Here is a 23,951-nt window from a genome sequence, read left to right on the forward strand (position 1 = left end):
CCGAATGACATTGGCCAATGATGAGGCGGGCGCAAACGGCCAGCCGATGCTCTCGGTGCGTGGCTTGGTCAAGCACTTCCCACTCAAGAAAGACCTGTTGGGGCGTGGCGCAGGTGTGGTTCGCGCCGTCGATGGGGTGAGCTTTGACGTGTTCAAGGGCGAGACCTTGGGCGTGGTGGGCGAGTCCGGTTGCGGCAAATCCACCACCGCACGTTTGCTCATGCAGCTGATCACGCCCGACCAAGGCGAGCTGGTGTTTGACGGCCAGACGGTGGGCAGCAAGTCGCTGCCCCTGAAAGACTATCGCCGTCAGGCCCAAATGGTGTTTCAAGACAGCTACGCGTCTTTGAACCCACGCTTGACCATGGAAGACTCGATCGCGTTTGCCCCCATGGTGCACGGACTGCCCGAGCGCGAGGCCATCGACCGGGCGCGTGACTTGCTCGACCGGGTGGGGCTGGCGCCGCAGCGCTTTGCCGAGCGTTACCCGCATGAGTTGTCGGGCGGGCAAAGGCAGCGTGTCAACATTGCCCGGGCTTTGGCCTTGCAGTCGCGTTTGATCATTTTGGACGAGGCGGTCTCTGCCCTGGACAAGTCGGTGGAAGCGCAGGTGCTCAACCTCTTGCTGGACTTGAAAGAGTCGTTTGGCCTGACCTACATCTTCATCAGCCACGACCTGAATGTGGTGCGCTACATGAGCGACCGGGTCATGGTGATGTACCTGGGCCAAGTGGTGGAAGTGGGCGACAGTGAAACGCTGTTCAAGCATGCCGCCCACCCCTACACCCAAGCCTTGCTCTCGTCCATTCCGACCCTGGACCCGGATCGGCGCACCGAAACTCCCCCCTTGGCGGGCGACCCGCCCAACCCCATCAACCCGCCCAGCGGCTGCCGTTTTCACACCCGTTGTGTGCACGCCCAAGCCATTTGCAGCGAAAAGATGCCGGTGCTGGCCCAAGCCCAGCACGGGCAGCAAGTGGCCTGCTGGATGCACGTCGCTGGCGCAGCGCACACCGGGGCACCCGCAGTGCAAAGCACGGTCAAACCTTCGGAGGTTGCGGCATGAAACCGGATACTTCAACACCCGCCTATGTGGACATCCGCCAGCTGCATGTCACCTTCACCGGTGGCAAAAAACCCGTTCAGGCCGTCTCGGGCGTGGACTTGCGCGTGCAGCGCGGCGAAGTGGTCGCCCTGATTGGCGAGTCAGGCTCTGGCAAGAGCGTCACCTTGCGCACCATCCTGCGTCTGCATGCTGAAAAGAAAACCCAAATCACGGGGCAAATCCGGGTAGGTGATCAGGATGTGCTCACGCTGTCGCAAGACCAGCTCAGCCGCTTCCGTGGGCGCGTGGCGTCCATGATTTTTCAAGAGCCCTTGCTGGCGCTGGACCCGGTTTACAGCGTGGGTCAGCAAATCATCGAAACCATCCGCCGTCACGAAAACGTGAGCGAGGACCAAGCCAGGCAACGGGCCTTGGCTTTGTTTGAGCGGGTGCGCATTCCCAGCCCCGAGCGTCGTTTGCAGGCCTATCCCCATGAAATGTCGGGCGGCATGCGCCAACGCGCCATGATTGCCTTGTCTCTGGCTTGCCGCCCGCAGCTGTTGTTGGCCGATGAGCCCACCACCGCGCTCGATGCGACGGTGCAAATCCAGATCTTGCTGCTCTTGCGCGAGCTGCAAAAAGAGATGGGTTTGTCGGTGATTTTTGTCACCCACGACATCGGTGCTGCGGTCGAGGTGGCCGACCGGATTGCCGTGATGTATGCCGGCCGCATTGTGGAGGAGGGGCCTGCCCGCACCCTGATGCGCGAGCCCCGTCACCCCTATACCCGCGCTTTGCTGCAAAGCCGCGCCGACGGCGCTTTGGCCAAAGGCCAGCGCCTGGAAACCATTGCCGGCTCACCACCAGACTTGACCGACTTGCCCAAGGGCTGCGCTTTTGCCAGCCGGTGCAAGATGGCCGTGCCCGAATGCTCGGTCACACGCCCAGATGTCACCTGGCTGGCCGACGGCCACAGTGTGCGTTGCCTGCTGGTCCAGTCGCAGCCCCAGCCCAATTCTCAAAAAGTGGCCTGAACACAGGGTCTGAACATTTATTCATTGTGAGGTGAACATGAGTCAACACACCGATGCCCTGTGGGACAAAGCCCACGCCTTCATGCCTTACCCCGCCAGCCCCGTGGCCCACGCGGCCACAGGCCCTTTGTCGGGCCTGAGCTTTGCGGCCAAAGACATTTATCACGTCAAGGGCTACCCCACCAGCGGCGGCCAACCCATGCTCATGGCCTTGTGGGGCGTGCAGGACCGATCAGCCCCGGTGGTGCAAAGCTTGCTCGACGCGGGTGCCCGCTTTGTGGGCAAAACCGTCACCGACGAATTGGCGTTCTCCATGAACGGTCAAAACGCCCATTACGGTGCGCCCATCAACGGTGCGGTGGCCGAGCGCATCAGCGGCGGGTCGTCGTCGGGCTCGGCGTCTGCCGTGTCCAACCGCCTGTGCGATTTTGCTTTGGGCTCAGACACGGGTGGCTCGGTGCGGGCCCCCGCCAACCATTGCGGTTTGGTCGGCATGCGGCCCAGCCAGGGGCGCATCAGCTTGCAAGACACCATGGCCTTGTCGCCCAGCCTCGATACCTGCGGCTGGTTTGCCCGCGATGTGCCCACCTTTGCCCGCGTGGCGAATGTCTTGTTGGGCCAGGATGCGCAGCCCTTGCCCGATCACATCCGCTTGCTGGCCCCGTCTGACATGTGGGCACTGGCCACACCCGGGGCCCTCAAAGCCCTCAAGCCGGTGCGTCAAAAAATAGAGCAGTGTTTGGGCAAGGCCAAAACGGTTCGTGTCATGAACACAGACCTGGACACCATGTACTGGCATTTCCGCGCCATTCAGGGGCGCGAAGCCTGGGATGTGCATGGGGGTTTTCTTCAGCGGTTTCAGCCAGTGCTGGGGGCTGCGGTGGCCCAGCGTTTTGACTGGTCGTCCAAAGTCACCGACGAGCAAGTGGCCAAGGCGCGGGCTTTTCGCGACGTCTGGCGCACGCACATGCAGCAGATCCTGGGCACCGACGGCGTGCTCTTGATGCCCACCATGCCCGATGTGGCCCCTTTGATTCGCCAGACCGATGCCGAGCTGGAAACCTACCGCAACCGGGCCACCAGCTTGCTGTGTGTGGCGGGCATGGCGGGTTTGCCGCAGGTGAGCTTGCCTCTGGCCAGCCACCAGGGCGCACCCTTGGGCATCTCTTTGGTCGGGCCAGAAGGCTCAGACCGCAGTCTGGTCCAACTGGCCGAACAGATCCACCGCGCCTGGTCCTGAAACCCGCACGGTCATCCCGTGCGAGCGGCTTCAAAGGGGACTCAGGCGCACGCTCAAAGGCAGTGAATGAATCTCGCAATCTTCGGTCGGGCCTTGGCGCTCCAGCACCAAAAAGGCTCCCTTGTCCAAGGCCATCAGGGGGTGGTGCCAAGTGCCTTTGTGCAGCGTGAAGCCCTGTTGACCCGAGACCTCAAAGCACTTGAGTGTGTTCAGGTCGGGCAGGTTGTGGCCCAAGGCCACCAGCAAGCGACAGCGTGCCCCCGTCAAAGGCACAAAAGTCTGGCTGCCCCGTTGGTGCCGCTCCAGCATGTGGCAAGGCCCCTCGGGGTTTTGCGCCTGCGCATGAAAGACCGCCAACACCGCTTGGCCTTGATCGCCCGCCAAGTCCAGCCCGCCGGGCAAATTGAGCCGCCCGCTGGTGCCTTGGTTGATGGTGTGCTGGGCCGGTGCAAACAAATTCAACACCTCGCCATAGGGCGAGAAAGCGTCTGCGCTCAAGGGCTGACAAGCCAGAATGCCCGAAGGCTGATCGGTGTGCATGGAATGACGGAGTTGCATGGGGGTCCATCATGATAGATGAAGGTTGGCACGGTCCCCAAGACGCCGCAGGCGTGCAAATCACAGGCGCAGACCGCGTCTACGAAGCCATTTATCAGGCTGTTCTGGAGCGCCGACTGTCCCCGGGTGAACGCCTGCGCGAGCAAGAGCTGGCCGAGCAGTTCAATGTCTCCCGCACCTTGGTGCGCCAAGCGCTGCAACGCCTGGCCCAAGAGCAGGTCATCGAGTTGCTGCACAACCGGGGCGCACGCGTGCCCATTCCCAGTCTGGAAGATGCGGGCAGTGTTTTTGATGCCCGCAGGGTGGTGGAGTGCGAAGTGGCCCGGCAACTGGCCGGGCGGCTGAGCGAGGAACAACTGCAGACCTTGCAGGAGTTGGCCAGCTCTGAAGCCGAGGCCGATCGCCAGGGCGAGCATGCGCTGGCGATTCGACTCTCGGGTGAGTTTCACCAAGCCATGGCCCGCATGCATGGCAACCCGGTCTTGGCCCGCTGGCTCAATGGCCTGCTGCCCACTACCTCCTTGCTCATGTCGCACTTCAAACGCCAAGGCGGGCAAGTGTGTGTGGCGCACCGCCATGTGGACCTGATTGCAGCCTTGCAAAAAAGTCCCGCATCGGCAGGCGCAGAAATGCGCAAACACCTCAACGAACTCGAACAGTCCCTCACGGCCACCGCAGCACCTCGCCGACAATTGCGCGATGTCTTTCAAGCCTACCGAGACAGCCCTGAATGAACACCCCTGGAGATCCCCCCATGAAGCTGAGTCCCGACACCTTGCCCGCCCTGCGCATCGACGCCAACCGTTTGTGGCAATCGCTCATGACGCTGGCCCAAATCGGTGGCACCGACAAAGGCGGCGTCTGCCGCCTGGCCTTGACCGAGCTGGACCGCCAAGGCCGTGACCTGGTCACGTCCTGGGCACGCGAAGCGGGCATGACGGTCACGGTCGATCAAATCGGCAACGTGTTCATGCGCAGGGCAGGGCGACAGCCCGATTTGCCGCCCATCATGACTGGCAGCCACATCGACACCCAGCCCACCGGGGGCAAGTTCGACGGCAACTACGGCGTGCTGGCCGGACTGGAAGTGGTGCGCTGCCTGAACGAGCACGGCATCGAAACCGAGGCCCCCATCGAGGTGGCTTTTTGGACCAATGAAGAAGGCTCGCGTTTTGTGCCGGTGATGATGGGCTCGGGCGTTTTTGCGGGTGCGTTTTCTCTGGAGCACGCCTACAAAGCCCAAGACCAAGAGGGCAAAACTGTGCTGGAAGAACTGCAAAAAATCGGCTATGTCGGCACCGAGGTGCCGGGGCAGCACCCCATCGGGGCGTACTTTGAAACCCACATCGAACAAGGCCCGGTGCTCGAAGACGCCGACGTGACCATCGGTGTGGTCAGCGGTTCTTTGGGTATTCGATGGTTTGACTGCATCGTGACAGGCATGGAAGCCCACGCCGGTCCCACCCCCATGCCCCTGCGCCAAGATGCCCTGCAAGTGGCCACGCACCTGATGCAAGCCGTGGTGCGCATCGCCCACCAGCACGCCCCACATGCCCGTGGCACGGTGGGCATGGTGCATGTGCACCCCAACAGCCGCAACGTGATTCCGGGGCGGGTCAAGTTCAGCATCGACCTGCGCAACAACACCGACGCCGGGGTAGAGGCCATGGCCGATGAAATCAAAGCCCTGGCGCAAAGTTTGCAGAGCAGCACAGGCCTGCGCATTGAGTTGACCCTCGTGTCGAGTTTCCCGGCGCAACCTTTCCATCCGGCGTGTGTGGAGGCGGTGTCTGCCGCTGCGGCGCAGCTGGGTTACAGCCAAATGCCGGTGGTCTCGGGTGCCGGGCACGACGCCATCTACACCGCGCGACTGGCCCCGAGCGGCATGATTTTTATTCCCTGCAAAGACGGCATCAGCCACAACGAAATCGAAGACGCCAAGCCCGAGCACATCGAAGCGGGCTGCAATGTGTTGCTGCACGCCATGCTGGGCCAAGCCAAGGTCGTGTTCTCTTAACAGCCCCCTGCTTGCACCATGGGCGTGCATGGGGCATCCCGTCCAAAAAGGTGCGCCCTGCGCACCAAAACCAGCTTGCCCCCCTGTAGGAGCGACGCCCTCGTCGCGAAATCCCCCGCAAACCACCACCACCACCACCTCCAACGGAGAAACACCTGCCTGACCCGGCAGGGTTAAAAAACGGGCACATCTCCTGCTAGTGAGACTCGGAACAAAAAAGGCACCCCGTGCCCTTTGTTTGTTTTTGAACCCCTCCACTCAAGGAATTCCCATGAAACGTCGTGAATTATTGGCAGCGGGTGCCGCCACATTGGCTGCCCCGTGGGTCCACGCCCAATCTTCTGCCTGGCCCAGCAAAGGCCCCATCCGCTTGATCTGCCAATACCCGCCCGGTGGCCTGGTGGACACCGTGGCCCGCATGATGGCGCCGCACCTCTCGAGTGCCTTGTCGCAAACCGTGGTGGTCGACAACCGCGCAGGGGCCGGTGGTTTGATCGGCACCGAATTCGCGTCGCGCCAAGCTGCCGACGGCTATACCTTGTTGGTCAGCCACGCCTCGGTGCACATCTACGCCACCGCCACACGCCGCACCATGCCCTTTGACCCCGTCAACGACTTCACCCACATGGGCATGCTGGTCGAAGCGCCCATGCTGCTGCTGGTGCGGGCCCAGTCGCCTTACCAAACCCTGGCGCAGTATGTGAACGCCGCCAAAACCAAACCCACACGCTTTGGCACCTCGGGCATCGGTTCGGCCAACCACCTGTATGGCGAGCTGCTCAAAATCGAAGGCCAGGCCAACGAGCACGACCATGTGCCCTACCAAGGCAGCGCCCCGGCCATGCAAGACCTGCTGGGTGGCCAGATCGACAGCGTGTTTGACCCCGTCACCACCAACGTCAACCAGCTCAAAGCCGGCTCGCTGCGTGCCCTGGCCGTGTCCACACCCACACGCATGGCGGCCTTTCCGAACATCCCGACCTTTGCCGAGTTGGGCTATGGCTCGCTCACCGGCTCTCAGTGGCTGGGCCTGTCTGCGCCCAAGAACTTGCCCTCCCCGATTGCGCAGCGCCTGACCGCGCTCATCCCAGAAATTTTGGCCAAACCCGATGTTGTGGCGCGGCTCGAAGAGGTGCAAACCTTGGCCCGCAAGACCCCCGTGGTGGGCGACGATTTCGTCAAGCTCATCCAGTCACAAATCACCACCTGGAGCGCGGTGGCCAAACGTGCCAAGGTCGAAGTGATCGCCTGAGCGCCAGCCAAGGCTTTCCTGTCACCACTCGGCGGCAGCATCCAGCGAGGGCTAGACTGGGTGCTGCCGTTTTTTTCTTGCCCCATCCTCAACCCGCACCTAGTGAAATCCGCCATGACCGAAGTCGACTTTGACCAGATCAGCAGCTACCAGCGCTACAAACTCATGGCCAGCCTGATCGTGCCCCGGCCCATTGCCCTGGTGACCACCCTCGGGGCCAACGGGGTGATCAATGCCGCGCCGTTTTCGATGTTCAACATGATTGGCGAAGACCCGCCCATACTGATGATCAGCATCAACCGCCTGCAAGACGGCCGTCTCAAAGACACGGCCGCCAACATCCTGCACAACGGCCAGTTTGTGGTGCACATGTCCGACGAGCCCATGGCGCAAAAAATGCACAACTGTGGCGAGTCCATGCCTTCGGACGTGAGCGAGCTGACCGCCGTGGGCCTGACGCCCGTGCCCTCGCACACCGTGGCCCCCCCGCGCATCCAGGAAGCGCCCATTGCGTTTGAGTGCGTGCTGCACGAAAAACTCGAAACCCCCAGCCGCTACGTCTTCATCGGCCGCATCCAGTGGCTGGCTGCGCGTGAGGGCCTGATCGACACCGAAGCCTGGCGCGTCAACCTGCGCGACTACAAACCCGTGGCCCGCTTTGGCGCAAGTTTTTACACCCGCACCGAAGACCGGTTTTCGTTGTCGGACAAACCGGGCGAAGCACCAGTGGTCAACACGGCGATTGACCAAATGTGAGGACCTCGGCCAGCTATTGCTCTGCACGGCGTTCTGGAGAGTGCTGGCCCAGACGGATTGATCGCGTCGAGGGCACCGCTCCTACGGGGAGAGGCTCCGGCATTGTGTGGAAGGCCCCGAATTGCTTGGGAGTACAGCATTTTGTAGGAGCCCCGCCCTCGGGGCGATGGGTTGTGGTCTGCAAGGCTTGATCGCGGCGAGGGCACCGCTCCTACGGGGAGACGCCCCGGCATTGCGAGGGAGGCCCCGATTTGCTTGGGAGTGCAGCATTTTGTAGGAGCCCCGCCCTCGGGGCGATGGGCTGTGGTCTGCAAGGCTTGATCGCGGCGAGGGCACCGCTCCTACGGGGAGACGCCCCGGCATTGCGAGGGAGGCCCCGAATTGCTTGGGACTACAGCATTTTGTAGGAGCCCCGCCCTCGGGGCGATGGGTTGTGGTCTGCAAGGCTTGATCGCGGCGAGGGCACCGCTCCTACGGGGAGACGCCCCGGCATTGCGAGGGAGGCCCCGAATTGCTAGGGAGTGCAGCATTTTGTAGGAGCCCCGCCCTCGGGGCGATGGGCTGTGGTCTGCAAGGCTTGATCGCGGGGGTGCCGCTCCTACGGGGAGACGCCCCGACATTGCGAGGGAGGCCCCGAATTGCTAGGGAGTGCAGCATTTTGTAGGAGCCCCGCCCTCGGGGCGATGGGTTGTGGTCTTCAAGGCTTGATCGCGGCGAGGGCGCCGCTCCTACGGGGAGATGCTCCGGCATTGCGAGGGAGGCCCCGAATTGCTTGGGAGTACATCATTTTGTAGGAGCCCCGCCCTCGGGGCGATGGGTTGTGGTCTGCAAGGCTTGATCGCGGCGAGGGCGCCGCTTCTACGGGGAGACGCCCCGGCATTGCGAGGGAGGCTCCGAATTGCTTGGGAGTACAGCATTTTGTAGGAGCCCCGCCCTCGGGGCGATGGGCTGTGGTCTGCAAGGCTTGATCGCGGCGAGGGCGCCGCTCCTGCGGGGAGAAGCCCCGGCATTGTGTGGAAGGCCCCGAATTGCTTGGGACTACAGCATGCCGATCATTCGGACAGCACTTTCCCATGTATTTTTGTAAACAAAAATCACAAATAAAGAGCATCTTAGGACTCTAATAAGTCCTTAAAACATTACGATATGAACCTTTTGTTTCATATCCACGGCCAGTGGCCACACCGTCTTGCTGCTCACCCCCCACCAAGCCAAATGCATCGCACGCGACCTGACCCTGCAGCACGCAGGCGGCGGGCTTGAGCGTTTGAGCCTGGCGCTTTTTAACGCCAGCGTGGACCTGAACCCGCACCCGATCGAAGCGGCGGTGTTTGCGCTGCGCTTCCCGCTGAGCAAGAGCGTTTTGCTGGCCGACGAGGTGGGTCTAGGCAAAACCATCGAGCCCGGCATCGTGCTGTGCAAGTACTGGGCCGAGCGCAAGCGGCAGTTGCTGGTGGTGTGCCCCGCGTCGCTGCGCAAGCAATGGGCGCTGGAGCTGCAAGACAAATGCAACCTGCCCGCTGTGGTGCTTGACGCCAAATCCTGGCGAAAAACCCAGCCCCTGCTGCCCCCGTATAATCTCACGCAACAACACCCCCCACGCCTCTCCACGATGCGCACCAGGGGGGTTACTTTTTGTGGGGTGGCAAAAGCATGAAGGCTTTTGACAAACCCGCTCTGAGCACGGCCGAGCAAGTGGATTTGCTACTGAGCCGAGGCATGCAAGTTGTGCAGCCGCAACGTGCTGCAAAAGTGCTTCAGCACATCAACTACTACCGACTTCGCGCTTACTGGCTGTCGTTCGAAGTCCATTCTCAAACAGAGCGCAATCACCTTTTTGCAAATGGCACCGATTTCGACCTTGTCGTCGCCATCTACAACTTCGATCGTGAGCTGCGTTTGCTGGTCCTTGATGCGGTGGAGCGCTTTGAAATTTCGCTGCGCACACGACTTGCCAATGAACTGACCCTGCGTTATGGCCCCTTTGCTCACGAAGATGGCAGCTGCTTTACGCGGCAGGCGGTCTGGCAAACAGGTTTGGATGAACTGCGCCGCGAATACAACCGAAGCCGCGAAACCTTTGCAGAGCATTACCGCACCGAATACCCCCACCACATGGGCTTTCCTGAACATTGGCAAACGCTTTCGGTCTGGCAAGAAAACGAAGCAACATGACCACCCCCCACCTCAGCAAATCCCTGCTCAACAACTACCGCCAATGCCCCCGCAGGCTGTGGCTGGAGATGCAAGACCGGGCTGCCCGCAAAAAGGGTCTTGAGCCCGTGGCGCAAGCGGTTTACAGCGCTGACACGACCAAGCGATTTCTGGACGGGCATGTGATTGGGCGCATTGCCCAAGCCTGCTGGTCTGAAGGCGTGGACATCGAAAAAGCCAGCTGGATCACCGACGAAGACACCGGCCAACGCCATCGCGACCTGAACTACGCCACGCACCTCACATACCAATGGATGCAAGACCAGCGCCGCACCCTGTTTGAAGCCACCTTCCAGCACCAAAACCTGCTGGTCATGGCCGACGTCATGGTGCCCCGGCGGCACGGCCACCGCGTCTACTGGCAAATGATCGAAGTCAAGTCGAGCACCACCCCCAAGGACTACCACATCACCGACCTGGCCACCCAAGCCTGGGTGGCCGAACAAAGCGGCGTGGACCTGGACAGCGTGGCGCTGCTGCTGGTGAACAAAGGCTTTGAACTGCACACCGCTGGCGACTACACCGGCCTGCTGGGCCTACACGACGACCCCGACCTGCAAGCCCAAGTGCGCCAGGCACAGCAAGAAATGCCCGCCACCCTGCGCGGCGCAGCCCAAACCCTGGCGCTGCGCCAAGAACCCCGCAAACACCAACCCGGCGACCAATGCACCAGCCCCTTTGAATGCCCCTACATCGGCCACTGCACCGAAAAAACCACCGGACAAACCATCGGACAAACTGCGAAACAAACCACCCCGCAGCCCGTGCCCATCCGCTTTTACAACGACCGGGGCGGTGCCAAAGCACAAACACTCATCGACGCCGGCCACACCGACCTGCGCCAAGTGCCGCCCGCCACCATCGCCCGCTTGTGGAACGGCAGCACCGACACCCACGGCGTGAACCAACGCCTGGCCCAAGCCGTGCGCACAGGAAGCGTCGTGATGGACCGGGCCGGTGCCCAAGCCGAACTGCAAACCCTGACTTGGCCGGTGCAGCACCTCGACTTTGAAACCATCAGCTTTGTGGCGCCCGTGTGGCCCGGCACGCAAAGCGGGCAACACATTCCGTTTCAATACAGCCTGCACCGGCAAGCCCAAAGCGGCCAAGTGCTCGGGCACGCCGAATTTTTGGACACCACCGGCCAAGACCCACGCCGCGCACTGGCGGAGCAACTCGTCAAAGACATCGACCCCCGCTGCACCGTGCTGGCGTGGAACGACTCATTTGAACGCACCGTCATCCGTGACTTGGCCGAGCAATTTGCCGACCTGCGCCAAGCGCTTATGCGCATCCACGACCAAGTGCAAGACCTGCTGCCCATCGTGCGGCGGCACTACTTTCACCCCGACATGGCCCAAGCCGAAGGCAGCACCTTCAGCATCAAAACCGTGCTGCCGTGCATGGTGCCGCACCTGCAATACAGCCAGCTTGGCACCGTGCAAAACGGCGGCGAAGCCCAACTGGCCTACCTGCTGGCCGCCGCGCCCCTCGGCGCAGAAAAAGAACCCGGCCAAACCATCACCCCAGCCGAACGCCAACAAGCCCGAAAGGATTTGCTGGCGTATTGCGGGTTGGATACGGAGGCGATGGTGGAAATTGTCAAGTCTTTGAAATGAATTCTGATCAACAACAGGCTTTACTGGCCCCAAATGGCTACCCCGACTTCCTGAAGGAAGTCAAAACCCAGATACGCCAGCGGCAGTTCCAGGCCCTGCGAGCTGTCAACAACGAACTGTTGGCGCTTTACTGGTGGCTGGGCGAAAACATCAGCCAAAGACAAGAGGCACTCGGCTGGGGCAAGGCCGTGGTCGAAAACCTGGCGAGAGACCTGCAAACAGAGTTTCCGGGGCGCAACGGGTTTTCAGCCCAAAACCTCTGGGGTATGCGCCAGTTTTACAACGAATACCGCGACAAGCCAAATCTCCAATCGCTGATAGGAGAAATCAGCTGGGCAAAAAACCTGCTCATCATGGCCCGTTGAAAAGACGACCTGCCCAGCCCTGGATAAATTGCAGTACGCCTGCAAGACTGGCTTTATTTGTAGGAGCCCACCCCTGTGGGCGATGGGCGTGGAACACGCCCTGCAAACCATCGCCCACAGGGGGGGCTCCTACGAAAGGTGGCTCTGGTCTTTTTTAAAGGGCAATGCGGTTGCGGTCGCTTTCAAACCTTCTGCCTGACGAAAAGCTGACGGCTCACGCATAACAAAAAAATACATTTTTGAAAACTAAAATGTAAATAAAGACATTACTATCAGTCGTTTTTTGAATCCCTTTAGGCGCACAGCCGATTCATGCTTCTGACGCCCCACCAAGCCAAATACATCGCACACGACCTGACCCTGCAGCACGCAGGCGGCGGGCTTGAGCGTTTGAGCCAGGCGCTGTTCAACGCCAGCGTGGACCTGAACCCGCACCAGATCGAGGCGGCGGTGTTTGCGCTGCGCTCGCCGCTCTCCAAAGGCGTGCTGCTGGCCGACGAGGTGGGCTTGGGCAAAACCATCGAGGCGGGCATCGTGCTGTGCCAATACTGGGCCGAGCGCAAGCGGCAGCTGCTGGTGGTGTGCCCCGCGTCACTGCGCAAGCAATGGGCGCTGGAGCTGCAAGACAAGTTCAACCTGCCCGCAGTGGTGCTGGACTCCAAAACCTGGCGCGAAGCGCAGCGCCAAGGCTTGGCCCCCCTGCGCCAAAAAGCCGTGGTGGTCATGTCGTATGCCTACGCCACCCGCATCAAGGAAGAAGTGCGGTCCATGGCCTGGGACTTGGTCGTCATCGACGAAGCCCACAAACTGCGCAACGCCTACCGCGAGAGCAACAAAATTGGCCAGGCCATCCGCTGGGCTACGGGCGACAGCCGCAAGCTGCTGCTCACGGCCACGCCGCTGCAAAACTCGATTCTTGAGCTGTACGGCCTGTCCACCCTGATTGACGACAGCATCTTTGGCGACCTGAACGCCTTCAAAAGCCAGTTCACCGGCTCGGGCGGCGACTTGGGCGGCCTGCGCCAACGGCTGGACAGCTTTTGCAAACGCACCCTGCGCAAAGACGTGACGGAATACATCAAGTACACCGAGCGCAAAGCCATCACGCAAAAGTTCCGGTCTACCGACGACGAACACCGTTTTTATGAAGCCGTCAGCGACTACCTGACCCGCGAAGACAGCTACGCCATTCCCCGCCGCCAACGCCACCTGACCGAGCTGGTGCTGCGCAAGCTGCTGGCGTCCAGCTCGCTGGCCATTGCGGGCACTTTGGGCGTGATGAAAGAGCGCCTGCAAAAACTGCGCGACCAAAAAATCCAGAACACTGCCGACTGGGAGCAAAACGACTGGATCGAAACCCTGGTCAGCCAGGAAGAAATGGAAGAAGACCTGCTGGACGAAATCCTCAACGCCAGCGATGAAACACCAGAAACAGGGACGACCGCTGCTCCCACAGACCCCGCCCAGCTCGACCGCCAACGCCTGAACGCCGAAATTGCCGAGCTGGACCGCCTGCACGCCTGGGCGCAAGGCATCGGCACCGATACCAAAACCACCGCCTTGCTGCAAGCGCTGGATGTGGGCTTCAACGCGTTTGCCCAAATGCAAACGGGCGGTACCGCCCAACGCAAAGCGCTCATCTTCACCGAGTCGCGCCGCACGCAGGAATACCTCAAACGCTTTCTGGAACAAAACGGCCACGAGGGCAAAGTGGTGCTGTTCAGCGGCACCAACTCAGGCCCCGAGGCCAGCAACATCTATGAACGCTGGCTCACGGCCAACCAAGGCACGGGCCGCATCAGCGGCTCGCGCGACATCGACATCCGCACCGCGCTGATCGAGCACTTTCGGGACGAAGCCGACATCCTCATTGCCACCGAAGCCGCCGCCGAGGGCGTGAACATGCAGTTTTGTTCACTCGTCATCAACTACGACCTGCCCTGGAACCCCCAGCGCGTGGAGCAGCGCATTGGCCGCTGCCACCGCTACGGCCAAAAGCACGACGTGGTGGTCATCAACTTCTTCAACGAACGCAACCACGCCGACGCCCGCGTGCTGGAGCTGCTGGCCGTCAAGTTCAAACTGTTTGACGGCGTGTTTGGCGCGTCTGACGAAGTGCTGGGCAGCATCGAATCCGGGGTGGACATCGAGCGGCGCATTCTGGACATCTACCGCACCTGCCGCACGCCCGCGCAAATTGACGCCGCCTTTGCTGCGCTGAGCCAGGCCATGAAACCCGCCATTGACGAACGCATGGCGCACACCCGCAGCCAGCTGCTGGAAGTGTTTGACGCCGAAGTGCACGAACGCCTGCGCCTGCAGCGGCAGGACACCCTGAGCCACCTCAATCAATTCAGCCGCCGATTTTGGGACCTGACCCGCCATGTGCTGGCCGATCAAGCCTGATTTGACGAAGAACACCTCAGCTTTGATCTGGCCGCACCCACCGCTGCGGGCATGGACGCGGGCATCTCGGCAGGCCGCTACCACCTCATCTCGCGTGAAAAACCCAGCGACGTGAATTCACTCGCCGTGAACGAGCCAGTGCAAGACGCCCACACCTACCGCCTGTCTCACCCTCTGGGCGAATGGGTGGTGCACGCCGCCTGCCAAGCCAGCACCCCGATGCAGCGCCTAGTGTTTGACCCGGCGCAAAACCCCGCCCGCGTTTCGGTGGTCGAAGCGCTGCGCGGCCAGTCGGGCGTGCTCAGCTTGCAAAAGCTCACGGTGGACAGCTTTGAAAAACAGGAATACCTGCTGTTCTCGGCCCTGACCGATGCCGGGCAATCGCTGGACCAAGAGACCTGCGAAAAACTCATGGCCACACCCGCCACGCTGCAAGGCAGTGGCGACCTGACTCAAGCCACCCGCCTGCAACAAGAAGCCCAGCGCCACGCCGACGCCACAGTGGCCCACGCGCTGGAAACCAACAACGCGCACTTCACCGAAGCGCGCGACAAGCTCGACCGCTGGGCGGCCGACATGGAACTGGCCGTTGAGCAAGCCCTTAAAAACACCAAAGAACAAATCAAAGTGGCCCAGCGCGAAGCCCGCCAAGCCCCCTCGCTGGCCGAGCAGCAAGCCATTCAAGAGCGCATCGCCAAGCTCGAACGCCTGCAGCGCAAGCAGCGGCAAGAAATTTTCGATGTCACCGACGACATCCAAGCCAAGCGCGAGCAGCTCATTGACCAGCTCACCCAGCGCATGACGCAGCAAGTGCAAACCGAACACCTGTTCACCCTGCAATGGACGGTGACATGAGCGCCCGCGAACTGGAAAGCCTGATCCTCAAGCGCAACAGCGCCGCCCTGCGCTGGGACAACGAGCCCTGCACCACGCCACTGGCCGAGTTGAGCGAAGACAAAATCCGCCGCTTTGTGGAACGGGCCGGCCTGCCATGGGACAACCCGACCAACGCCCTCACCAAGCTCGACCTGCTGCCCGGTGGGCAACTGCTCAACGCCGCCCGCCTGTTCTTTGCGCACCAGCCCATCCAGCTGCGCTGCGCCGTGTTTGCCAGCACCACCAGCGCCACCATCCTCGACCGTCACGACTTCGATGGCGACGTGCTCGAACTGATTGAAGAGGCCGAAAAATACATCCTCAAAAACATCCACATTGGCATGCGTCTGGAAGGCATGCGCCGGGTGGATGTGCCCGAAATCTCGCGTGCGGCCCTGCGCGAAGCCATCATCAACGCCTTTTGCCACCGCGACTGGCGCGACCCGGATTACATCCAGATCGCCGTTTACAAAAACCGGGTCGAAATCCGCAACCCCGGTGGCCTCTTTGATGGCCTGACCTTTGAACAAATGCGTCGGGGCAACGTCTCGCACCGCCGCAACCCGCTGATAGCAGACCTGTTCAGGCGCATTGACATGGTCGAAGCCTGGGGGCGCGGCATGCCCCTGATTCGGGAAAACGCCCCCGATGTGGAGTTCCGCGAGATCGCCCGGCTGTTTGTGGCCAGCTTTGAACGGCCCAGTGCGGCCGCAGTGACTGGCCCAGAAACTGGTCTAGAAACTAGCCCAAAAACTAGCCTAGAAACTGGTCTAGAAAACACCAAGAAAACGCCCAAGAAACACCAAGAAACCATCCTCCAGCATTTGCGGCAGTACCCGCAAGCCAATGTGCCCGAGTTGATGGACGCCACAGGACTGAGCACCAACGGCGTCAAGTACCACCTCAATCAGCTGAAGCAGGCGGGCAAGCTCCGCCGCCTTGGCCCAACCAAGGGCGGGCGCTGGGAAGTGACAGAACCAGACTCCAAAGGGAAGACATGAAAAACAAAACAACCGACACCACAGCGGCCAACGCAGCCGCCAAAGAAACCACCCTGGACGACCTGGGCCACAGCCCCGACGCCCTGGCCCAACGCAAAGCCGAGTTGCTGGCGCTGCTGGCGCAAACCGCGCCTGAACTCATCAGTGACAACCAGCTCAATGTGGCCAAGCTGCAAGAGCTGCTGGGCGAAGACCGCGTGGGATCGGAGGAGCATTACGAACTGTCATGGGCGGGCAAAACCGCCGCCCGCCGCGAGATTCAGAAAACCAGCAGCCACACCCTGCGGCCCGACGCCAACAACCCGGCGCAGGCTCATCACATGCTGATCGAGGGTGAAAACCTGGAAGTGCTGCGCGTGCTGCAAAAAAGCTATTACGGCAAGGTCAAGATGATCTACATCGACCCGCCGTACAACACGGGCAACGACAGCTTTGTGTACCCCGACAACTACTCAGAAACGCTGGACGAATACCAGCGCCGCACGGGCGAGAAAAACGAAGCCGGTTTTCTGAACAAACAAAACCTCTGGAAAAAGAACAGCAAGGAAAGCGGGCAGTACCACAGCGCTTGGCTGTCCATGATGTACCCGCGTTTGTATTTGGCGAGGAACTTGTTGCGCGATGACGGGGTGATATTCATCAGCATCGATGACAACGAGGCGACGAATTTGAAGTTGCTTTGCGATGAGGTTTTTGGTGCAGAGAATTTCGTCAGTCAAGTTGTTTGGCAGCGCTCAAAAAAAGGGGATTCAAAACTAATCGCCAATGTTCACGAGTACATCCTGTGCATTGTAAAAAACAGGCACTTTGCGTTGAATAACGGAAATTGGCGGTTACCTAAACAAGGAGCTGATCAGGTCTTGGAGAAGTACGCTGAACTGCGCTCACGTTTTGGAGCAGAGCACGACACCATTCGTGTTGAGATGCAAGCTTGGTTCAAACAGCTTGCGCAGGATGATCCGCGCAAGGCACACAAACATTACAACTGGTCGGATGAGCGAGGTCTATATTTCGCAGCCGATTTTGCAGGCCCTGACGATGGGCGGGCCTCCAGGCCAAGGCATGAAATTTTTCATCCAGTCACCAGTAAGCCATGCAAAAAACCATCGACAGGATGGCGCTGGGATGAAGAAAAAACCAAGTGGGCCATGGCGCAAAATCCACCGCGCATTCACTTTGGTCCTGATGAAACAACGATTCCGACGCGGAAGAGTTATTTGTTTGAAATCGACAGCGAGCCCTATTCGTCCGTTTTTTACCAGGATGGCAGATCGGCAACCTTAGAGGTCGAGGAGTTGGTAGGGAAAGGCTGCTTCCCCTTTCCGAAAAACACCAGCGTGATCGGTGATTTAGTCAAGTTGGTGACGCAGCCTGGCGACATCACTCTGGATTTTTTTGCGGGGTCAGGAAGCACTGCGCAAACGATCATGGATTTGAATATCGAACAAGGCGGTAATCGCCAATCCATTTCTGTCCAAATGCCCGAAGTCCTCGACGAAGACAGCGAGGCCTACAAAGCCGGTTACCGCACCATCGCAGACATCACCCGCGCCCGCATCGACAAGGTGATCGCCAAGCTCAAAGCCGAGCACCCTGACAAAACTGCCAAGCTGGCCTGCGCCCACTTCACCCTGGCCCCGTCCAACTTCAAGGTCTGGCGCGGCGATGCCAACAGCGCCGAGGCGCTGCGCGAACAACTGCAACTGTTCCAAAGCGCCGAAAAGCAGGCCACAGGCACAGAGGACCAGCCCGCCCAAACCGCCATGCTGGCCGAGCTGTTGCTCAAACACGGCCTGGGCGCATTGGGCGTGCACGCCATCAGCAAGCCCACGGACATGGCCGGTGCCACGGTGTACCGCGTCCTCATGCCCGACAACACGCTCATGTTGTTGTGCTTTGACCCTTACACCGAGGCGCTGAAAGACGAACTCGTTCAAGCCAAGCCCGCTCAGGTGGTCATGCTCAATTCATGCTTTGTGGGACCCAAAGCCGACGAACTGCTGTCCAACCTGCAGCTGGAACTGGCCGGGCTGGAAATTGGCTTGACGGTGATTTGAGAGGCAAGCCATGGCCAAACTTCACCCATCTTCCCAAGCGAAGCAGGATGTCACGGCACAAGTGATGGCCATTGCGCAAAGCACCGAGGCTTTGCTGGTGGAATTGCGTCAGCTTATTGACCAAGCCCGTTCCCATGTGGCAGCCGTTGCCGACAGCGCCGCCACGATGTTGTATTGGCATGTCGGCAACAAAGTGCGCCGGGAGACTTTGCATCAAGTGCGAGCAAGCTATGGCGGCAAGATTGTCGCCACAGTGTCGCGACAATTGGTTGTGACCCATGGTGCTGGCTATGCGGAAAAAAACCTGCGCCGCATGATCCAGTTCGCCGAGCTTTTTCCGGATGCTGAAATTGTCGCCACACTGTCGCGAGAATTGAACTGGAGCAAGTTTCGCGAACTTCTACCCCTCAAGCAGCCCCTTGAACGCGAGTTTTATACAGAGATGTGCCGCATAGAGCGCTGGAGTGTCCGCACCTTGCGCGAACGCATCGCCAGCCAGTTGTACCTGCGCTCGGCCATTGCCAAACAGCCCGAATCGGTGATTGCCAGTGAGCTGAGCCAGCTGCGTGAGGGCGGCCAAGTCACGCCCGACCTGGTGTTTCGCGACCCTTACATGCTGGACTTTTTGGGCCTGCCCGACGGCTACAGCGAGCGCGATCTGGAAAGCGCCATCTTGCGCGACATGGAGCGCTTTTTGTTGGAGCTGGGTGCGGGCTTCACCTTTGTGGCCCGGCAAAAGCGCATCAGCGTGGGCGCAGACGACTTTTACCTGGACCTCCTTTTCTACCACCGCCACTTGCGCCGCTTGGTGGCCGTGGAGCTGAAGCTGGAAAAGTTTTCGCCGTCGCACAAGGGGCAGATGGAGCTGTACCTGCGCTGGCTCGATCAAAACGACCGTGCCGAGGGCGAGGCTTCGCCCATTGGCCTGATTTTGTGCGCCAGCGCCGATGCCGAGCAGGTGGAGCTGATGGACTTGGACAGCGCCAACATCCGCGTGGCGCAGTACCTGCATGCCTTGCCCGAGCTGCAAGTGCTGCAGACGCAATTGCACCGCGTGGTGCAGCTGGCCCGTGAACGGCAGGCCACTTTGGACCAGCCAGACAACAAGGACGAGACATGACGATGCAACTGCAATTCAGCCACCAGGACTACCAAAAGAAGGCGGTCGATGCGGTGGTGAAGGTGTTTGACGGCCAGCCACTGGCCAAAAGTGAGTTTTCGCTGGCCGGGCAAAACGCCAGCGTGCGCTATGCGGCCGACGGCACCATTGGCAACGCGCTCAAGCTGTCCGATGCGCAGTTGTTGGTCAATGTGCAGGCGGTACAAAAGGCCAACTTTCCTGGCCCGGACGGTGACATCAAGCCCGGTTTTTTGTCAACCGAGTTGCAGGGCGATACCTTGGAAACGCTGGTGGACGGCGTGGCCGAGACGCGCATTTGCCCTCATTTGTCCATTGAAATGGAAACCGGCACGGGCAAGACTTACACCTTCATCAAAACGATGTACGAGCTGAACGAAAAGTACGGTTTCAAAAAGTTTGTGGTGGTGGTGCCCAGCGTGGCGATCCGCGAGGGCACCATGAAAAATCTGGAGGTCACGCGCCCCCACTTTGCCAACGACTACGCGCATGTGCCCTGCGTGCCTATTCTTTACGACAGCAGCAAGTTGTCGGCCTTGCGCGATTTCGCGCTGAGCGACGCTTTGAGCGTGCTGGTCATCAACATCGACAGCTTTGCCAAAGACGGCACCCGCATCAAGCAAAAGGGTGAACGGGCGTTTGCGCCCATCGAGTACATCCAGGCGGTCAACCCGGTGGTGATCGTGGACGAGCCGCAAAACTTTGAAACCGATCTGCGCCGCACCGCCTTGCTGGACTTGAACCCGCTGTGCACCCTGCGCTATTCGGCCACGCACCGCAACCCTTACAACCTGTTGTATTCACTCAACCCGGTGCAGGCGTATGACTTGGGTTTGGTCAAGCAGATCGAGGTGGACGGCGTGCTGGCCGATGCCGACCACAACCAAGCGTTCATCGAGTTGCTGAGCATCGAGGCCAAGGCCAAGAGCATCAGTGCCAGGGTGACCATTGATGTGAATGGCAAGACGGGTGTGAAGCGCTCGGAAGTTTCACTGAAGCTGGAAGACGATTTGTATGCCAAGTCCAAACAGCGCGAGGCTTACCAAGACGGCTACATCCTGAACGAGATCCGTGCCGATGTGGGTGAGATTGAGTTTTCGGGCGGGCGGGTGCTGAAGCTGCACGAAAAGCAAGGCGGCCTGACGGACGACGTGATGCGATACCAGATCGAGCGCACGGTGGCCGCGCACTTTGCCAAGCTCAAAAATTTGCAGCCCATGGGCATCAAGGTGCTCAGCCTGTTTTTCATCGACAAGGTGGCCAATTACCGCGCCTTCGATGCGGAGGGCCAGCCCACCACGGGCAAGTTTGGGCTGTGGTTTGAAGAGGCGTTCAACAAATACGCCCGCTTACCGCAATACAGGGGGTTGATTCCGCACGAAGCCAGCCAGGTGCACGACGGCTATTTTTCGGGTGAGAAAAAGGGCAAGGGCGTGAAGGCCAAAACCGTGTGGGTGGACACCACCGGGCTGGTGGCCAAAGACGACAGCACGTATCACTTGATCATGCAGCACAAGGAAAGGCTGCTGTCCACCACCGAACCGCTGCAGTTTTTGTTCAGCCACAGCGCACTGCGCGAGGGCTGGGACAACCCCAACGTGTTCCAGATTTGTACGCTCAACGAGAGCATTAACGCCATGAAAAAGCGCCAAGAGATTGGTCGCGGGCTGCGCCTCTGTGTGAATCAGTCAGGCGAACGGGTCATGGACAAGCGGGTAAATGTGCTGACCGTGATCCCCAACGAAAGCTATGAAGCCTTTGCCAGGTCATTACAGCAAGAGATTGAGGACGAAACCGGTGTGAAGTTCACCGGGCGCGTGAAGAACGCCCGCGCCAAGGTAAAGGTCAAGCCGAAGAGTCTGGACGCCGAAGAGGCCGCGCTGTTCGAGGCGATCTGGAAAAAGATCAATTATCAGACGCGCTACAGCGTGAAGCTGGACACGCCCGAGTTGATTGAGACATGCAAAGCGGCGCTGGCCGACAAGAACCAATACCCCAAGGTGCAGGCCCCCAAAATCCGCTCGGCCAAGGCCAAAATTGTGATGACACATGAAGGTGTGCATGGCGTGCAATCTGGGGCGGCCAACACCGATGTGCGCAACTTCAATGTGACGGTGCCCGACGTCTATGCCTACATCCAGAACCGTGTGCACCTGTCACGGGCCACGCTGTTCGCCATCCTGGACGGCTCCGGCCGCTTGGAAGAGTTGCTCATCAACCCGCAGGCGTTTCTGGACACCGCCATCGCAGCGATCAAGAACAGCTTGCAGGTATTGCTGGTGAAAGGCATCGAATACCACGAGATCAATGGGCAGCGCTATGAGATGACGCTCAGCGAAGAATTGGCAGAGCTGTGGGGCGAAGTGGAAACTTACCAAAGCAGTGTGTACCCGCCCGTTGCTGACGACATGACACCACCCGTCAGCAAAACCCTTTTGCAGGCGTGTCCACTGGATGACCAAAAAGCCGAAATGGGTGAGCCGTTTTCATGCGTTCTGACCGACAGCACGCCCGAAAACAAGTTTGCGCAGAACTGCAGCGACGACGAGCGCGTGCGGTTTTTCTTCAAGCTGCCCAGCCGCTTCAAGATACCGACCCCACTGGGCAACTACAACCCCGATTGGGCCGTGGTGTTCGAGGGCGACGCCCGCGTTTACTTCGTGGCTGAGACCAAATCCAGCACCGTCGAACAAGACCGCCGCCAAGCCGAAAACCTGAAGATCGCCTGCGGCCGCAAACACTTTGAACTGTCTAAGGACGTGGTGTTCAAGGATGTGGTGGAGCTGGATGGGTTGGTGGCTTGAGAGGGAGAAAATTTAATGCGCGAAGTAATCGTAAATGGCCTAGATGAATATGTCCGACGTTCTATTGAGTTGGGCTGCGGGCATTGGGTTTTCAGGGGAGTGACCGACGCCACAGAGCATAAGCTAATCCCTTCAGTGGGGCGATTGGATTCATTGGTCTATGAAGGTGCTGAGCAAGACTTGATAGCTGAATTTCGAGTGCGCACACTGCCATTGCTTCCTCATAGGCCAGCCACGGACTGGGAGTTGCTTGCAATTGCTCAACACCATGGGTTACCAACACGCCTGCTTGATTGGTCAACGAGCCCTTTGGTCGCGCTTTTTTTCGCTACTTACCCAATGGTTGATGCAAGGGGTAACATATAGTCGGCAACAAGCGATTGCGCTGTTTATGCATTTCACGAATGTGGATTCATCAATACAGATTTAAACCCAGATCCGTTTTCCGTTGAACGTGTGGCTTTGTATTCACCTCCACACTTATCGCCTCGTATTCCTAGTCAAGGCGGTGTTTTCACCATACAACCAAATCCGAAAGTTCCACTTGATGACCAGTTGCCTAAGGTGGCAGTTGATGACACAACTATGGAGCTCAAGAAATTTGTTATTCCACAGTCATTGATTGCAGAGATTCAATCGGGTTTGTATTTGTTAGGCCTGCGCCATGGGCGTTTGTTTCCAGATTTAGATGGAAACGCTTACGAGTTGAAATATCGGAACAACCTTTCAGGCTGCCATACGCATGATTTCTGATTCCCTGAGAGGTAAGGAGCACTTTTGATGCGTAATAAAACTATGAGCGAGGGCGGCTCAATTCGTTTTTGATCTGAAAGAGAAATTCGGATTGACAGATGCGAAAAAAAAGTAGGTCCTGAGCTCGAGGCTCCCACCCGTTCGGGTTGTTGCCTTGTTTGGCAACCTCTACAAATCTCACGCTGACCTACAAATGCAAATTTTAAGTCAATCATTTCCGCCTTTTTCAATGAGGCGGCCACATCTCTAAAGGACAGCTTTATGCAAACAACGCCCAATTCCCTGGCCACTCTGCTCCAAGCCGTGGCCTTTGCCGCCGACAAGCACCGCAACCAAAGGCGCAAAGACGCCGAGGCTTCGCCCTACATCAACCACCCGATTGCGCTGGCGAATGTGCTGGCCAACGAGGGCGGCGTGCAGGATGTGACGGTGTTGTGCGCCGCCGTGCTGCACGACACCATCGAAGACACCGAGACCACGGCCGAGGAGCTGCGGGCCTTGTTTGGCGATCAGGTGGCGTCTGTGGTGCTGGAGGTGACCGACGACAAGTCGCTTGGCAAAGCTGAACGCAAGCAGCTGCAGATCGAGCACGCGTCGCACATCTCGCCACAGGCTAAGTTGGTCAAGCTGGCCGACAAGATCAGCAATCTGCGCGACATCCTGGCCTCGCCATCCGCCGATTGGTCGCCCGAGCGCAAACAGGCCTACTTTGACTGGGCCGCCGCCGTGGTCGCAGGTTTGCGCGGCGTGCACCCGGAGCTGGAGGCGGTGTTTGATGACTTGTATGCGCGGAGGTTGGGTTTGGGGTGATGCGGT

21 protein-coding genes are annotated in these 23,951 nt (G+C 59.7%); 20 read left to right on the forward strand and 1 reads right to left on the reverse strand.

What is annotated here, in order from left to right:
• Positions 1-4: 4 nt before the first annotated feature.
• The 3 genes from AMM41_RS09260 to AMM41_RS09270 are packed head-to-tail and all read left to right on the forward strand — an operon-like array spanning position 5 to position 3,319.
• The gene (locus AMM41_RS09260) at positions 5-1,066 is read left to right on the forward strand and encodes an ABC transporter ATP-binding protein (RefSeq protein WP_089956658.1); all 1,062 of its coding nucleotides are present in this window, start codon (positions 5-7) and stop codon (positions 1,064-1,066) included.
• Positions 1,063-2,079: an ABC transporter ATP-binding protein gene (locus AMM41_RS09265; RefSeq protein ID WP_089956660.1), complete on the forward strand. Its 1,017-nt coding sequence runs from the start codon at positions 1,063-1,065 to the stop codon at positions 2,077-2,079. Before AMM41_RS09260 ends, AMM41_RS09265 begins: the two co-directional genes overlap by 4 nt.
• A 37-nt stretch (positions 2,080-2,116) precedes the next feature.
• The gene (locus tag AMM41_RS09270; RefSeq protein WP_089956663.1) at positions 2,117-3,319 is read left to right on the forward strand and encodes an amidase; all 1,203 of its coding nucleotides are present in this window, start codon (positions 2,117-2,119) and stop codon (positions 3,317-3,319) included.
• Between the two features lie 30 nt (positions 3,320-3,349).
• Here AMM41_RS09270 and AMM41_RS09275 read toward each other — a convergent pair whose 3' ends face one another.
• Positions 3,350-3,877 carry an ureidoglycolate lyase gene (locus AMM41_RS09275; protein ID WP_228769185.1) on the reverse strand — a complete coding sequence of 176 codons (528 nt, stop codon included), beginning with the start codon at positions 3,875-3,877 and terminating at the stop codon, positions 3,350-3,352.
• An 11-nt stretch (positions 3,878-3,888) separates the two neighbouring features.
• Between AMM41_RS09275 and AMM41_RS09280 the strand changes: the two genes are divergently transcribed.
• From AMM41_RS09280 to AMM41_RS09350, 17 genes are all read left to right on the forward strand, one after another.
• Entirely contained in the window at positions 3,889-4,611 is a 723-nt protein-coding gene (locus tag AMM41_RS09280; RefSeq protein WP_228769186.1) for a GntR family transcriptional regulator, read from the forward strand.
• Positions 4,612-4,631: 20 nt separating this feature from the next.
• Positions 4,632-5,894: a Zn-dependent hydrolase gene (locus tag AMM41_RS09285; RefSeq protein WP_089957013.1), complete on the forward strand. Its 1,263-nt coding sequence runs from the start codon at positions 4,632-4,634 to the stop codon at positions 5,892-5,894.
• Between the two features lie 271 nt (positions 5,895-6,165).
• Positions 6,166-7,146 carry a Bug family tripartite tricarboxylate transporter substrate binding protein gene (locus AMM41_RS09290; protein ID WP_089956666.1) on the forward strand — a complete coding sequence of 327 codons (981 nt, stop codon included), beginning with the start codon at positions 6,166-6,168 and terminating at the stop codon, positions 7,144-7,146.
• A 114-nt stretch (positions 7,147-7,260) separates the two neighbouring features.
• The gene (locus AMM41_RS09295) at positions 7,261-7,902 is read left to right on the forward strand and encodes a flavin reductase family protein (protein WP_089957017.1); all 642 of its coding nucleotides are present in this window, start codon (positions 7,261-7,263) and stop codon (positions 7,900-7,902) included.
• Positions 7,903-9,091: 1,189 nt separating this feature from the next.
• The gene (locus AMM41_RS09300) at positions 9,092-9,559 is read left to right on the forward strand and encodes an SNF2-related protein (protein WP_089956668.1); all 468 of its coding nucleotides are present in this window, start codon (positions 9,092-9,094) and stop codon (positions 9,557-9,559) included.
• The gene (locus AMM41_RS09305) at positions 9,556-10,077 is read left to right on the forward strand and encodes an Abi family protein (protein ID WP_089956671.1); all 522 of its coding nucleotides are present in this window, start codon (positions 9,556-9,558) and stop codon (positions 10,075-10,077) included. The genes AMM41_RS09300 and AMM41_RS09305 overlap by 4 nt, the downstream gene beginning before the upstream one ends.
• Positions 10,074-11,735 carry a DUF2779 domain-containing protein gene (locus AMM41_RS09310; protein WP_089956674.1) on the forward strand — a complete coding sequence of 554 codons (1,662 nt, stop codon included), beginning with the start codon at positions 10,074-10,076 and terminating at the stop codon, positions 11,733-11,735. Before AMM41_RS09305 ends, AMM41_RS09310 begins: the two co-directional genes overlap by 4 nt.
• Complete coding sequence (locus AMM41_RS09315) at positions 11,732-12,100, forward strand: DUF1016 N-terminal domain-containing protein (RefSeq protein ID WP_228769187.1); 369 nt, start codon at positions 11,732-11,734, stop codon at positions 12,098-12,100. The genes AMM41_RS09310 and AMM41_RS09315 overlap by 4 nt, the downstream gene beginning before the upstream one ends.
• Before the next feature lie 312 nt (positions 12,101-12,412).
• Entirely contained in the window at positions 12,413-14,506 is a 2,094-nt protein-coding gene (locus AMM41_RS09320; RefSeq protein WP_228769188.1) for an SNF2-related protein, read from the forward strand.
• Between the two features lie 51 nt (positions 14,507-14,557).
• Positions 14,558-15,361: a hypothetical protein gene (locus AMM41_RS22230; protein ID WP_228769189.1), complete on the forward strand. Its 804-nt coding sequence runs from the start codon at positions 14,558-14,560 to the stop codon at positions 15,359-15,361.
• Positions 15,358-16,383, forward strand: a complete 1,026-nt coding sequence (locus AMM41_RS09325) for an ATP-binding protein (protein WP_228769190.1) — start codon at positions 15,358-15,360, stop codon at positions 16,381-16,383. Before AMM41_RS22230 ends, AMM41_RS09325 begins: the two co-directional genes overlap by 4 nt.
• Entirely contained in the window at positions 16,380-18,440 is a 2,061-nt protein-coding gene (locus tag AMM41_RS09330) for a site-specific DNA-methyltransferase (protein ID WP_089956678.1), read from the forward strand. Before AMM41_RS09325 ends, AMM41_RS09330 begins: the two co-directional genes overlap by 4 nt.
• A gap of 10 nt (positions 18,441-18,450) precedes the next feature.
• Positions 18,451-19,560: a PDDEXK nuclease domain-containing protein gene (locus AMM41_RS09335; protein WP_228769191.1), complete on the forward strand. Its 1,110-nt coding sequence runs from the start codon at positions 18,451-18,453 to the stop codon at positions 19,558-19,560.
• Positions 19,557-22,382 (forward strand): restriction endonuclease, encoded by a 2,826-nt coding sequence (locus AMM41_RS09340; protein ID WP_228769192.1) that lies wholly within the window; start codon positions 19,557-19,559, stop codon positions 22,380-22,382. Before AMM41_RS09335 ends, AMM41_RS09340 begins: the two co-directional genes overlap by 4 nt.
• Before the next feature lie 15 nt (positions 22,383-22,397).
• The gene (locus AMM41_RS22455) at positions 22,398-22,748 is read left to right on the forward strand and encodes an FRG domain-containing protein (protein ID WP_089956683.1); all 351 of its coding nucleotides are present in this window, start codon (positions 22,398-22,400) and stop codon (positions 22,746-22,748) included.
• Positions 22,749-22,838: 90 nt separating this feature from the next.
• Positions 22,839-23,135, forward strand: coding sequence for a hypothetical protein (locus AMM41_RS21860; RefSeq protein ID WP_194944689.1), 297 nt, complete (start codon positions 22,839-22,841; stop codon positions 23,133-23,135).
• A 282-nt stretch (positions 23,136-23,417) separates the two neighbouring features.
• Positions 23,418-23,945 carry an HD domain-containing protein gene (locus tag AMM41_RS09350; protein ID WP_089957021.1) on the forward strand — a complete coding sequence of 176 codons (528 nt, stop codon included), beginning with the start codon at positions 23,418-23,420 and terminating at the stop codon, positions 23,943-23,945.
• Positions 23,946-23,951: the final 6 nt, after the last annotated feature.

The sequence above is a fragment of the Limnohabitans sp. 2KL-3 genome (assembly GCF_001269405.1).
In the GTDB taxonomy this organism is placed as follows: Bacteria; Pseudomonadota; Gammaproteobacteria; order Burkholderiales; family Burkholderiaceae_C; genus Limnohabitans_A.

Coding starts and splice junctions, on each gene's coding strand:
- AMM41_RS09260 (WP_089956658.1), top strand. CDS start 5: ATGACATTGGCCAATGATGAGGCGGGCGCAAACGGCCAGCCGATGCTC.
- AMM41_RS09265 (WP_089956660.1), top strand. CDS start 1,063: ATGAAACCGGATACTTCAACACCCGCCTATGTGGACATCCGCCAGCTG.
- AMM41_RS09270 (WP_089956663.1), top strand. CDS start 2,117: ATGAGTCAACACACCGATGCCCTGTGGGACAAAGCCCACGCCTTCATG.
- AMM41_RS09275 (WP_228769185.1), bottom strand. CDS start 3,877: ATGCAACTCCGTCATTCCATGCACACCGATCAGCCTTCGGGCATTCTG.
- AMM41_RS09280 (WP_228769186.1), top strand. CDS start 3,889: ATGATAGATGAAGGTTGGCACGGTCCCCAAGACGCCGCAGGCGTGCAA.
- AMM41_RS09285 (WP_089957013.1), top strand. CDS start 4,632: ATGAAGCTGAGTCCCGACACCTTGCCCGCCCTGCGCATCGACGCCAAC.
- AMM41_RS09290 (WP_089956666.1), top strand. CDS start 6,166: ATGAAACGTCGTGAATTATTGGCAGCGGGTGCCGCCACATTGGCTGCC.
- AMM41_RS09295 (WP_089957017.1), top strand. CDS start 7,261: ATGACCGAAGTCGACTTTGACCAGATCAGCAGCTACCAGCGCTACAAA.
- AMM41_RS09305 (WP_089956671.1), top strand. CDS start 9,556: ATGAAGGCTTTTGACAAACCCGCTCTGAGCACGGCCGAGCAAGTGGAT.
- AMM41_RS09310 (WP_089956674.1), top strand. CDS start 10,074: ATGACCACCCCCCACCTCAGCAAATCCCTGCTCAACAACTACCGCCAA.
- AMM41_RS09315 (WP_228769187.1), top strand. CDS start 11,732: ATGAATTCTGATCAACAACAGGCTTTACTGGCCCCAAATGGCTACCCC.
- AMM41_RS09320 (WP_228769188.1), top strand. CDS start 12,413: ATGCTTCTGACGCCCCACCAAGCCAAATACATCGCACACGACCTGACC.
- AMM41_RS22230 (WP_228769189.1), top strand. CDS start 14,558: ATGGACGCGGGCATCTCGGCAGGCCGCTACCACCTCATCTCGCGTGAA.
- AMM41_RS09325 (WP_228769190.1), top strand. CDS start 15,358: ATGAGCGCCCGCGAACTGGAAAGCCTGATCCTCAAGCGCAACAGCGCC.
- AMM41_RS09330 (WP_089956678.1), top strand. CDS start 16,380: ATGAAAAACAAAACAACCGACACCACAGCGGCCAACGCAGCCGCCAAA.
- AMM41_RS09335 (WP_228769191.1), top strand. CDS start 18,451: ATGGCCAAACTTCACCCATCTTCCCAAGCGAAGCAGGATGTCACGGCA.
- AMM41_RS09340 (WP_228769192.1), top strand. CDS start 19,557: ATGACGATGCAACTGCAATTCAGCCACCAGGACTACCAAAAGAAGGCG.
- AMM41_RS22455 (WP_089956683.1), top strand. CDS start 22,398: ATGCGCGAAGTAATCGTAAATGGCCTAGATGAATATGTCCGACGTTCT.